Raw genomic sequence first — 12,185 nt, forward strand, 5'->3', positions numbered from 1 at the left:
GGCCGCCGGAGCAGCGGCGACGGGACGAAACTACGCAGAACTCGCCTCTGTGCTACCGACCCCAAAGTTCTCGCATCCATGGGATGTTCAGGCAGGGATCTGCGTGATATCTGTACGAGTGCGCTTGTGGGGCCGGTCAGGGTCGAACGAACCCGCTCGGCACAGGATGGCCGGGCCGGACGGGACGCCGGATGGCTCGGTGTTGTCAACGCTCACAGCGCAAGAGGCCCCCACCCACGCCGCTCTGGCAGCACGTCAGACGGCCGCCGACGCCGACGGGAAGGCGCTGCGGTCGGACTGCTGACGGACCGGCGTTCAGCCCCGTTGATCGAGCAATCACTCGCAGAAGAGGACGCCTGCATGAGAAAGCCTTGGCTTCTACCCCTGGTCACGCTTGCCGCTGCCACGCTCGGGGTGACGGCAGCTGGTGTGGCCCCTGCCTCCGCCGCCTCGACCACGCCCTTGCGGGTCATGCCGTTGGGCGACTCGATAACCTGGGGCGTGGGAAGCAGCACGGGCAACGGCTACCGGGCTCCGTTGTGGAACAGGCTTGCGACAGACGGCCATCCGCTGGACTTCGTGGGCACGGGGCGGGCCGGTTCGATGTCCGACCCCGACAACGAAGGTCACTCCGGATACAAGATCCACCAGATCGCCGCACTCGCCGACGCCTCGCTGACCCGATACCGGCCCAACGTCGTGACGCTGATGATCGGCACCAACGACCTCAACGAGAGCTACCAGGTCTCCACCGCCACCGCCCGGCTGAAATCGCTGGTCAACCAGATCACCGCCGACGTCCCCGACGCGACCGTCCTCGTGGCCTCCCTGGTCGTGTCCACCAGCGGCTCGGAGGAGCAGTACCGTGCCGCGTACAACCAGGCCATCCCCCAGATCGTGAACGAGGCACAGGCCGCGGGCAAGCGCGTCGCGTACGTGGACATGAGCAGCCTGACCACGGCCGACCTGGCCGACGCCCTGCACCCCAACGACGCGGGCTACCAGAAGATGGCCGACGCCTTCCACCGCGGCATCCAGTCCGCGGACAGCGCCGGGTGGCTGAGGAACCCCGCCCCCGCCCCCGCACGCGTGCAGTCCGACATGGGCGGCAAGTGCATGGACGTCAACGGCGCCGGCACCGCCGACGGGACCGCCGTCCAGATCTGGAGCTGCGGCGACGGCATCAACCAGCACTGGTCCGCCTACACCGACGGCACCCTGCGCTCCATGGGCAAATGCCTCGACGCCGCCGGCGGGGGCACCGCCAACGGCACCAAGGTGCAGATCTGGTCCTGCCACGGCGGCGCCAACCAGGTCTGGCAGCCCTACAACGGCGGCTACCGCAACCCCGCCTCCGGCCGCTGCCTCGACATTCCGGGCTACTCCACGACCGACGGCACGCAGCTCCACCTGTGGGACTGCCACGGCGGCTCCAACCAGAAGTGGACCACTCTGACCGCCGGATGACCCGCTCCCCGGGACCCGAGCCCTTCGCGGGGCTCGGGTCCCGGGAGAACATCGGTGGCGGACGCCGCCGGGCTTGCCGAAGGCCATGCCCGCTGCCCACGTCCGCCTCGACGTCATGCAGGTCGAGGTGGTCTGCGGGATGAGTAAGGCGCCACACGGTGCCTGAGGAACTGTCAGCCTGCCAGCCGAGCTTTCCAGATCTCCTCGCTTGGCCATTGCCGGGCCCAGTCGGCGGAAACTTCTGCATAGTCCTGGTGCGCAGACTGGGGTGCTTGAATCTCAATCAGGTCTTCCACGACGAAGCCGCAGTCCCGCAGCAGACGGAGCATCTCACCGTGCGGCAGGACGAACTGCACATGATTCTCCCAGTGCAGCCGAGTCAGACCGAACTGCCCGCGGGACAGGGTGGTGGATGCCGGCCCCTCGGACGGTACGCACAGCGCGTACAGCGGTGAGTAGCGCATGAACACCAGCCGGCCTCCGGGAACGAGAAGCCGGGCTGCCTCCGGGATCCACTGGTGGGGGTCGCACCACAACGAGGCGCCGTATTCGCTGATCGCCAGGGCGAACGTGTCGTCCTCGTAGGACACCTTCTCGGCATTGCCCAGGACCAGGGGGAAGTCGATACCGAACTCCGCCTGCATCGCGCGTGCAGTGGCGAGCTGCTTCTCCGAGAGGTCGACCCCGACCGGGTGGGCCCCTGCTCTGGCCAGCCAAGCGGAGACGTAGGCAGTACCGCAGCCCAGCTCAATGGTGCGCATCCCGTCGATGCTGTCGGGAAGCACGCGGACCCGCGACTCAGGGGTGGCCCACAATCCCCAGGACGGCTCCACCTGCGCCCAGTGATCACGGGCCAGCGGCCCGTGCCACGCGGCCGCCTCGTCATCCCAGAAGCGTCGGTTCTGCTCCAGATGGTCCGCCGGGCCGTCATCAGTCATGGAGGCATTCCATCGAAGAAGCCGGTGTTCCGGCAACGGAATTGCCACGACGCCGGACTCCGCCGAGAACGCGGGGCCGGCACGACGGCCAAGTAGGCGCGCACCACAACCTGCGGCACGAATCCTTTACAGGCCGCCGAGCGATTCCACCACCGGACCGCCACCGATCCGCCTCGCAGCAGGAGTTGCTACTTCTCATCGGCATTCTCGGGCTCGTTGACCGCGAAGTGATGCCGGGTGCGCTGAGCCGCCGAGGCCCTCAAGCCCCGTGCTCGGCCGAGCGACGGAGGAAGGTTTCGTGGACGTCCCGCGTCAGGCGGCCCCGTGCGGCTGCTCGCCGACAGCGGGAGCACAGCGGATCCCCCAAACGCGGCGACGACGGATCGTACGAGTGCGGCATCGCGAACAGCTCGTGACGGAAAGGACGCCGAGCCCACGGCACACACCCGAGTGTGGAGCCGACGCTGAACCAGAATGTCGAAGCGCTTCGACGATGCCATTCTCGCTGGCGGGCTGTCAATGGGCCGGTAAAGGAAAGCATCTCGCGGTAGGGACCCTTGTTTCACACGAAACTTGTCCGTTACCTTGCGCCCTGAAGTGAAGCGCTTCGACAGCCGCCGCAGGAAGGCCGCCGCCATGAGTCATGAGTTGAACCGCAGAAGCTTCGTCAGCGCAGCATCCTCAGTCGCGTGAGCGGCCGCACCGACCCTGCCGCCGTCCGCCTGCGGGGGCGGTGGCCCTGTGTCCGGAGCAGCTCGCCGAGCAACACGCACCCGCCCTCACCACCGTCTCCGTCCCCGCACAGGGACGGGGCCGCGTGGCGGTCGAGCAGATCGACCACCACGGCACTCGCCCGGGCGCACCGCACGCTGTGGGACGCCGACGTCACGGTCGACTTCGCCCACCCCGAACTCGAGTTGAGCCGCTACCGTCTCGTCGTCGCACCGGACCTGTTCCTCCTCTCCGACGGGGCGGCCGAGAATCTGCGCCGTTACGTCGCCGGCGGCGGGACGCTCCTCGTCCAGCATGCGAGCGGCTACGTCGACGAGTGCCTCCACGCCCGCCTCGGCGGCTACCCGGCCACTCCCCTGCGCGGGGTGCCGGGCATCCGCGTGGAGGAGTACCGGCCACTGCGGCGCAGCGAGCGGATCACCCTGTCGGACGGAACACAGGCACCGCCTGGAGCGAGTCCCTGCGCACCGAGGGCGCCGAGACGCTCGCCGCCACCGACGCCGGCTACGGCGCCCTGGTCGCCCGGATGCTCGACGAGGCCGGAGTGGGCCCCGAGATGCCGGGCCTGCCCCCGCAGGTCGAGGCCGTCACCCGACGCACCCCGGACGGACGCCGCCGGCGCTTCCTGATCAGCCACCGCACCGAACCCGTGCCTCTGCCCGAGCCCGCCCACGACCTGCTCACGGGCGGCACGGTGTCCGAACTGCCCGTCGGCGGCTGCGCCGTACTCCGTACCGCCTGAGCACGGAGCACCGTCCCCCTCTGCCCCACCCGAAAGGCAGCCATGACCAGCGCACCGCAGATCCTCCGATGGGGTCACCGGGCCCTGGAGGTCGAGATCGGCGTCGGCGAAGACGGCACCGCCCGCCTCACCCATGTCGGCCTCCCCGGCGGGACACCTCCCGAGCGGCGCTCCTGGCCTCCGCTGCCCCTGGTGGAGGTGACGGCCGCGGGTCACGGCCGTGGCTGGTCGGGCAACCACCTGGTGGGCACCGATCTCGGCGGGCGTCTGCGCCACCGGTCCCACCACGCGACCCGCGACGGCGGCTGGCACACACTGACCGTGCACCTCCACGATCCGGAGACCGAGCTGGTCGCGGAGGTGACCTACCGATCACCGGACGGCATCCCCGTGCTCCGCAGCGAGGTGACCCTGCGCAACGAAGGGCGGACCACGCTGCACCTGGAGTCGGTCAGCTCGCTCGCGGTGGGCTGCCTCACCCCGCAGGACCCGGCGGCCATCGACGCCGCGGACCTGCTGTGGGCGGAGAACGACTGGCTCGCCGAATGCCGCTGGCAGCGACAGCCGATGCGTCTGACCACACCGTCCCTCAGCGGACGCGTGAGCTACGGGCACGGCAGAGCCGGCTTCGCCCTGAACGGACAGGGCACCTGGTCCAGTTGCGGACGCCTCCCCATGGGCGGCCTGACGGACCGGATCACCGGCCGCACCTGGGTGTGGCAGATCGAGCACAACGGCGGGGGCTGGCGCTGGGAATGCGAAGAGCGGGACAAGGCGGCCTACGCGGCGCTGTTCGGCCCCACCGACACCCACCACGGCTGGCGGCACCCCCTTGAACCCGGCGCCGTCTTCCGCACCGTACCCGCCGCCCTGTCCTTCAGCGCCGACGGCGGCCCCGACGCCGCGTTCGCCGCGCTGACCCGCTACCGCCGCGCCCAGCGCCGCCCGCACGCTGACCACCAGCGCCTGCCCGTCATCTTCAACGACTACATGAACTGCCTGATGGGCGACCCCACGACCGAGAAGCTGCTGCCGCTCATCGACGCCGCGGCCGACGCGGGCGCGGAGTACTTCGTGATCGACGCCGGCTGGTACGACGGCGACAACGGCGGCTGGTGGGACACCGTCGGCGCCTGGGAGCCCGCCGTTTCTCGGTTCCCCGGGACGCGCGGGATCCACGAGGTGCTGGACCGCATCCGGGAACGCGCCATGGTTCCCGGCCTGTGGCTGGAGCCGGAGGTGATCGGCGTACGCAGCCCCATGGCCAAGTCCCTGCCCGACGAGGCGTTCTTCCGCCGCGACGGCGCCCGCGTCAGGGAGGCCGGCCGGCACCACCTGGACCTGCGCCACCCGGCCGCCCGAGCGCACCTGGACCAGGTCGTGGACCGCCTGGTCGGCGAGTGGGGCGTCGGCTACCTCAAACTCGACCACAACGTCGACCCCGGCTCCGGCACCAGCGCCCACCCCGGCGAGACCCCGGGCGCCGGCCTGCTCGGCCACAACCGGGCGCACCTCGACTGGCTCGACGGCGTCCTCGACCGGTACCCGCACCTGGTGGTGGAGAACTGCTCCTCCGGCGGCATGCGCTGGGACCACGCCCTGCTGTCCCGGATGCAGCTGCAGTCCACCAGCGACCAGCAGAACCTCCACCTCTACGCGCCCATCGCGGCTTCCGCGCCCACCGCCGTCACCCCCGAACAGGGTGCCGTCTGGGCGTACCCCCAGCCGGAGGACTCCCTCGACGAGGTGGCCTTCAGCATGGCCAACGCGCTCCTGGGCCGGATCCATCTCTCCGGCCGCATCGCCGAACTCGAGCCGGAGGCCCGCGCCCTGGTCCACGAGGCGGTAGCGGCGTACAAGGCGATCCGCGCGGACCTGCCACAAGCCGTGCCGTCCTGGCCACTGGGCCTTCCTGCCTGGGACGACCCCTGGATCGCCCTGGCCCTGCACACTCCCGCCACCACCTACCTCACCGCCTGGCGCCGACCCGGAACCGACGCCACGGCGACGCTGCACCTTCCCCACCTGCGGGACACCGCCGCCCGTGCCGACCTGCTCTACCCCTCGGTCAGCCGGGCCGTTTCCGCCTGGACGCCCGACACGGCCGAGCTGAGCCTGACCCTGCCCACCGCGCCGTCCGCCGTCCTGCTCCGCATCACCCCCACGGACCCCGGCGCTCCCTGAACCACCCCCCGCCCGCATCACGAATCAACGAGAGGACCTATCGGGTGCCCCCTCTGCGCCAGCCGGACGAACGCTTCGCCAACCCCGTGATCCCCGGCTTCCACCCCGACCCCAGCATCTGCCGCGTCGGCGACGACTACTACCTGGCCTGCTCCAGCTTCGAGTACTTCCCCGGGGTGCCCCTCTACCACAGCCGTGACCTGGTCAACTGGACGCAGATCGGCAACGCCCTGGACCGGCCGGAGCAGCTGCGTCTGTCGGACGCGCGGTCCTCCGGCGGGATCTACGCCCCCACCCTGCGCCACCACGACGGCCGCTTCTGGCTGATCGTCACCAACTGCAGCGAGGGCGGCGGCAACCTGATCGTCACGGCCACCGACCCCGCCGGACCGTGGTCGGACCCCATCTGGGCGCCGGGTGTCCCCGGCATCGATCCCGACCTGACCTGGGACGAGGACGGCACCTGCTGGTGCACGGTCGCCGGGGTCTCGCAGGTCCGTCTCGACCCGTCCACCGGGCAGACGTACGGAACGCCGCACAGGCTCTGGTCCGGCGCACCCGGCGCCAAGGCCCCGGAGGCGCCGCACCTGTACCGGATCGGCGACTACTGGTACCTGCTCATCGCCGAGGGCGGCACCGAGCGATGCCACGGTGTCTCGATCGCCCGCGGCCGTACGCCCGCCGGCCCGTTCGAGCCGTGCCCGGGCAACCCGATCCTCACCCACCGCGGCACCGACCACCCCGTCCAGAACACCGGGCACGCCGACCTGGTCCAAGGCCCCGACGGCTCCTGGTGGATGGTGTGCCTGGGAGTCCGACCGGGCGGCGGCACGCCGGGCTGGCACGTCCTCGGCCGGGAGACCTTCCTGACCCCCGTGACCTGGGTGGACGACTGGCCGGTCGTGGGCCAGGTCACCCTGGACCTGCCCGAGCTCCCGTGGCCGCTCTCCCCCGGCCCGGTCGAGGAGCACCGGGACGACTTCGACCTCGCCGAACTGCGACCGTCCTGGATCTCCCTGCGCGACCGGCCCGCCGCACACTGCACCACCAAGGAGCGCCCCGGATGGCTGACGCTCCGCGCGCGGGGCGGCTCCCTGGACGAGCCCGACGTGGTGTTCACCGGCCGGCGCCAGCAGCATCTGTCGTGCCGAGCGCGCACTCTGGTCGACACCGCGGAGGGCAGCGGTGGCCTCGCCGTCCGGCTCGACGAGCAGCACCACTACGAGATCGAGGTGTCCGGCACGCGGGTGCGGGTGGTCGCGCGGGTCGGCTCCCTGCGCACGGTCGTGGCCGAACAGCCCGTGCCCACCGGGCCGGTGGTCCTCGCCGTCACGATCACGGAACCGCCGTCTCCGCACGGGCCGTGCACCGGACCCGACGTCGTCTCCCTCGGCGTCGAGCAGCCCGACGGCACGTTCACCGAGCTCGCGACCCTCGACGGCCGCTACCTGTCGACCGAGGTCGCCGGCGGCTTCACGGGCCGGGTCATCGGCATGTACGCCGCGGCAGGCACCGTCCACTTCGACTGGTTCGACTACGAGCCCCTCGACGGCTGAACCAGGCCCTCTCCCTCTGCTGACGACACGCATCACCCCATGGACCTGCAGCTGCGGGCGTGACCGGCGGTGGCGCCTGGTGGCCGCCCGGCCACGGACCGGATCACCCGTACCACGACCGAAAGGCATGACACATGAAGGACATACGGAGACCCTCACACCACCGCAGCCGGGGCCCCGGCCGGCTGGCCGCCCTGCTGCTGACGCTGGTCGTCATGTTGGGGCTGACCGGCGGCACCGCGCTGGCCGCGCCCGACGGCACGAGGAAGGCGTCGCAGTCGGCGGTCAGTGTTCCGGCTTCCGCCATGGACGCTGTCGCAGCGATGCAGCCCAGCTGGAACCTGGGCAACACCCTGGACGCCATTCCCAACGAGGATTCCTGGGGCAACGGGCAGACCACCAAGGCGACGTTCGAGAAAATCGCCGCGGACGGGTTCCGCAGCGTCCGCATCCCGGTGACCTGGAGCGACCACCAGTCCGCCACCGCGCCGTACACCATCGACGCCACCTACATGGCCCGCGTCAAGCAGCTCGTCGACTGGGCGCTGGACAGCGGCCTGTACGTCGTGCTCAACGTCCACCACGACTCGTGGATGTGGGTCTCGAAGATGTCCACCGACCACGACAACGTGGTCGCCCGTTTCAACTCCAGCTGGGAACAGATCTCCGAGGAGTTCCGGGACGCGCCGCGCTCCCTGCTCTTCGAGAGCATCAACGAGCCGCAGTTCGACAACGCCACGGAAACGCAGAAGACCCGGTTCCTGGACGAGCTGAACGTCTCCTTCCACAAGATCGTCCGCGCCTCGGGCGGCGGCAACGCGGGCCGTTTGCTCCTCCTGCCCACGCAGTTCGGCAGCGGCGACCAGCACCTCATGGACGACCTGTACACCACGATCAGCGCGCTGAACGACCCTCAGCTCGTGGCGACCGTGCACTTCTACAGCTGGTACCCGTTCAGCGTGAACGTCGCGGGCGGCACCCTGTACGACGCCGTCGCACAGAAGCACCTGGAGGATTCCTTCGCCAGCATGCACAGCACCTTCGTCGCCAAGGGCATCCCGCTCTATCTCGGCGAGTACGGTCTGCTCGACTGGCCCAATCACTTCCACCCCTCCCGCGTCGAGCGGGGCGAGGCGCTGAAGTACTTCGGGCATGTGGGCTACGCGGCGCGCAGGCACGGCATCACCACCGCTCTGTGGGACCCGTTCGCCTACCTGAACCGCGACACCCTCCAGTGGCGTGACCCGGCCCTGTTCGCCTGGATCAAGTCGAGCTGGACCACCCGCTCGGGCACGGCCTCCTTCGACAAGGTCTTCGTGCCGAAGTCCAGTACGGTCACCGCCAAGTCGCTCACCCTGAACCTCAACGGCACCCGCTTCCGAGGGGTGTGGCAGGGCGGCACCAAGCTGGCCGCGGGACGGGACTACACCGTCTCCGGCAACCAGTTGACCTTCACCGCCAAGGCGCTGACCCGCCTGGTCTGCAACCGCGCCTACGGCGTCAACTCGACGGTCCAGGCCCGGTTCACCAGTGGGCTGCCCTGGAACATCGACATCGTCACCAACGACGTTCCGGTGCTGTCGGACGCCACCGGCACCACCGACTCGTTCACCGTTCCCACCCAGTACCGGGGTAACGACCTGGCGACCATGCACGCCACGTACGCCGACGGCAGCAACGCCGGGCAGACCAGCTGGACCCCGTACCAGGAGTTCAACAAGGCCTTCTCGCCCGACTACCCGAACGGCGCGATCATCCTCACCCCGGAGTTCCTCAACGCGCTCCGCGACGGTGAAACGGCGACGCTTGTCTTCCACTTCTACAGCGGCAACACCGTCACCTACCACGTCACCAAGTCCGGAAGCTCGGTCACCGGCACGGTCTCCTGACGTGCCGCGCCCTCGCTCTGGCCGCCCGCTCCCCCGGGCGGCCAGAGCGAGTCCCCCGTGGGCTCACTCCTCCTTCGGCGGAGCCGTGCTCTCGCGGACGGTGAAGGTGGTTGCGATCTTCAGACCCACCTGCGGCACCGCCTCATCGCCGGCTGCACCGAGGCGGGCGGAAGCCTCGACTTCGGCCCAGCCTTCCCACACCGTCAGTGATTTCCGCAGTTCAACGGGCCCTTCCCCGTGGTTTCAACGGCGTCGGTGGCAGCTCGGGGGCCAGCAGGCGATCGCCGTCATACCCCTTCACCTCCCCGAATCTTGACCCTTCCATCCAATCCCGACGCGCCTGCACGATCTCCTCCTGCGACCGTCCGATCCAGTTCCAGAACATGACCAGCTCCTCCTCGAACGGCTCACCACCCAGGAGCATCAGGCCCGCGTCCGACTCGGCGCGCAACGGCAGTTCGGTGCGGCCGCAGCCGAGGTAGAGCATCGAACCGGGAAGCACCGGCACGCCGTCCACACGGGCCTCGCCGGACATGGACAGCACGGCGTACTCGAAGTCCGGCTCCAGTGGGAGGCGTACGTCGGTGCCGGCGGCGAGGGTCAGGTCTGCGCCGACGATCGGGGTGTACGCCGTGCCGGGTGAGGTGGCGCCGTCGAGGCTGCCGAGGATCAGCGTGGCCTGCAGACCGAGGGCCGTGACGACCGGCAGGTCGGCGTGGTGCTCGAAGCGCGGGTCGGTGTGGCGGTGGCCGTCGGGGAGGGCGACCCACAGCTGGGCGCCGTGCAGGAAGCGGGTGTGCGACCGGGGGCTCTCCTCGGAGTGGCTGATCGCCCGGCCGGATGTCATCAGGCCCAGTTCGCGCGGGCGGATCGTCTGGAGGCTGCCGGTCGAGTCGCGGTGCAGGACCTCGCCCTCGTGCAGCCAGCTCACCGTCTGCAGGCCCATGTGCGGGTGCGGGGGCACCTGCATGCCGGGCTCGTCGGCGATGTCGTCGGGGCCGTAGTGATCGACGAAGCACCAGGCGCCGACCATGCGGCGGCCCAGGTTGGGCAGCAGGCGGCGGACTTCGGTGGACTCGCCGAGCTTGACGCGGCGGGGGCTGAGAAGTTCACGTACGGGCTCGGCCACGACGAAGCCACGGCCGCCGCACACGGCGGGCACCGGCTGCCGATCAAGATTGCTCATGGCGCCCAACCTAGTCCCGCGGGGGCCGTTCCGTCAGTCCGTCGTCGGTCCGGCGGCCGGGCTGTCGCGGTGGCGACCAGCAATAGTAGCCATGGATATAGTAGCCATGTACTGTATCGGCCATGAGCAAGGGATTCGAGATGGCCACGCCCGGCTTCCTGGTGTGGCGGCTGTCGATGAAATGGCGGGTGGCGGTCGACCGCGCGGTGGCCCCGTCGGGGCTCACGCACGCGCAGTACTCGCTGGTGGCCTCGCTGTACGGCATGCGGCGCTCCGGACTGCGCCCCAGTCAGCGGCAGCTCGCCGACCACACCGGTCTTGAGCCGCTCTACGTCTCGAAGCTCGCCCGCGCCCTGGAATCCGCCGGCCTCGTCGAACGCACCCGGGACCCCCGGGACCCGCGTGCCGTGCAACTGGCCCTGACCGAGCGGGGCCAGGACGTCACACGGCAGGCGATCGAGATCGTCCAGGAACTCCTCCAGCGACTGCTGGAGCCGCTCGGCGGCCTGGACGGTGCGCGCACCCGGGAGTTCAGCCGCGAGCTGGCGGCCCTGCTCGACGTACCGCTCGATCCACCGTCAGGGAACACCGAGAACGAGATGGAGCAGTCATGACCACCACCACTCCCCTGGTCGACCCCCGAGTCATAGCTCTGGCCCACTACGCCGCCCGCGCGCTTCTCGAGAATGTGCTGGCCCGCCACGGCGCGACATTCCAGCAATCCGTCACCCTCCGGCTCGTCGCCGTCGCCGACGGACCGGTCGAGCGGGACCGCCTCGTCGACAGCGTCGTCGGCTCACTGAAGATCGACGCGGCGGAGGCCCACTCCGTGGTCGACGAGCTGATCGCCGCCGAGCTACTGGCCCCTCAGGAGCAGTCCCGGGTGCGGATCACGGACGCCGGACGGGATCTGCACAACAGGGCTTCCGCCGAGACCGCACCCATCACCGCCCGGATCTACGCCGGCATCCCGACGGAGGACCTCGCCGCGGCGGGACAGGTGCTGGCTCTCATCACCGAGCGGGCCAACGCCGAGCTCGCCGCCATGACCCGGTAACCAGTGATCCAATAATCCAGTAATGGAATATTCAATCACCGTGCTCCGTTGACGGCGTCGAAGGAGGCCACCAGTGGACACGACGTACTACGACCACGGAACACCGGCCGAGCGCTGGGAGCGCGCGCAGTTGTTCTTCGACGCCAAGGAATACGCCGCCGCCGCGCGCGTCCTGGGCAAGCTGGTCGAGGAGGTGCCGGAGCCGACCGGACCGCGGCTGCTGCTGGCGCGTGCCTACTACCACTCGGCCCAACTGCGGCGCGCGGAGACCGAGTTGCGCGTCATCGTCGAGCGCGACCCGGTGGAGCACTACGCCCGGCTGATGCTGGGCCGCACACTCCAGCGGCAGGCACGGCACGAGGAGGCCGAGCCGCACCTGCGCCTCGCCTCGGCGCTCGCGGGTGACTTCGACGAGCTCTGACAGTCGGTGTGCG

General features: G+C 70.0%; 10 protein-coding genes. 8 read left to right on the plus strand and 2 right to left on the minus strand.

Features of this window, described 5'->3' with window-relative positions; translation table 11 throughout:
• The first annotated feature begins 360 nt into the window (after window positions 1-360).
• The gene (locus AQJ91_RS30190; RefSeq protein ID WP_067027828.1) at window positions 361-1,467 is read left to right on the plus strand and encodes a ricin-type beta-trefoil lectin domain protein; all 1,107 of its coding nucleotides are present in this window, start codon (window positions 361-363) and stop codon (window positions 1,465-1,467) included.
• Between the two features lie 173 nt (window positions 1,468-1,640).
• On the opposite strand, the gene AQJ91_RS30195 is transcribed toward AQJ91_RS30190, so the two are convergent.
• Entirely contained in the window at window positions 1,641-2,405 is a 765-nt protein-coding gene (locus tag AQJ91_RS30195; protein WP_067027830.1) for a class I SAM-dependent methyltransferase, read from the minus strand.
• A gap of 689 nt (window positions 2,406-3,094) precedes the next feature.
• On the opposite strand from AQJ91_RS30195, the gene AQJ91_RS50235 reads away from it, so the two are divergent.
• The 4 genes from AQJ91_RS50235 to AQJ91_RS30220 all read left to right on the plus strand — a co-directional run bounded on the left by AQJ91_RS50235 (window position 3,095) and on the right by AQJ91_RS30220 (window position 9,508).
• On the plus strand, window positions 3,095-3,766 hold the full coding sequence (locus tag AQJ91_RS50235; protein ID WP_234383082.1) for a beta-galactosidase trimerization domain-containing protein: 672 nt from the start codon (window positions 3,095-3,097) through the stop codon (window positions 3,764-3,766).
• A gap of 155 nt (window positions 3,767-3,921) precedes the next feature.
• Entirely contained in the window at window positions 3,922-6,063 is a 2,142-nt protein-coding gene (locus AQJ91_RS30210; RefSeq protein WP_067027836.1) for an alpha-galactosidase, read from the plus strand.
• Window positions 6,064-6,107: 44 nt separating this feature from the next.
• Window positions 6,108-7,619: a glycoside hydrolase family 43 protein gene (locus AQJ91_RS30215; RefSeq protein WP_067027838.1), complete on the plus strand. Its 1,512-nt coding sequence runs from the start codon at window positions 6,108-6,110 to the stop codon at window positions 7,617-7,619.
• Between the two features lie 134 nt (window positions 7,620-7,753).
• Entirely contained in the window at window positions 7,754-9,508 is a 1,755-nt protein-coding gene (locus AQJ91_RS30220) for a cellulase family glycosylhydrolase (protein WP_067027840.1), read from the plus strand.
• A gap of 220 nt (window positions 9,509-9,728) precedes the next feature.
• Here the strand turns inward: AQJ91_RS30220 and AQJ91_RS30225 are convergent, their stop codons facing one another.
• Window positions 9,729-10,694, minus strand: a complete 966-nt coding sequence (locus AQJ91_RS30225) for a pirin family protein (protein ID WP_067027842.1) — start codon at window positions 10,692-10,694, stop codon at window positions 9,729-9,731.
• 122 nt (window positions 10,695-10,816) lie between these two features.
• Between AQJ91_RS30225 and AQJ91_RS30230 the strand changes: the two genes are divergently transcribed.
• The 3 genes from AQJ91_RS30230 to AQJ91_RS30240 all read left to right on the plus strand — a co-directional run bounded on the left by AQJ91_RS30230 (window position 10,817) and on the right by AQJ91_RS30240 (window position 12,172).
• A complete protein-coding gene (locus AQJ91_RS30230; RefSeq protein ID WP_067027843.1) occupies window positions 10,817-11,308 on the plus strand; it encodes a MarR family winged helix-turn-helix transcriptional regulator in 492 nt (163 codons plus the stop codon).
• Window positions 11,305-11,751 carry a winged helix DNA-binding protein gene (locus AQJ91_RS30235; RefSeq protein ID WP_067027844.1) on the plus strand — a complete coding sequence of 149 codons (447 nt, stop codon included), beginning with the start codon at window positions 11,305-11,307 and terminating at the stop codon, window positions 11,749-11,751. Before AQJ91_RS30230 ends, AQJ91_RS30235 begins: the two co-directional genes overlap by 4 nt.
• 73 nt (window positions 11,752-11,824) lie before the next feature.
• Window positions 11,825-12,172, plus strand: a complete 348-nt coding sequence (locus tag AQJ91_RS30240) for a tetratricopeptide repeat protein (protein ID WP_067027845.1) — start codon at window positions 11,825-11,827, stop codon at window positions 12,170-12,172.
• Window positions 12,173-12,185: the final 13 nt, after the last annotated feature.

It is taken from the genome of Streptomyces dysideae (assembly GCF_001514305.1).
GTDB classification, from domain to species: Bacteria; Actinomycetota; Actinomycetes; order Streptomycetales; family Streptomycetaceae; genus Streptomyces; species Streptomyces dysideae.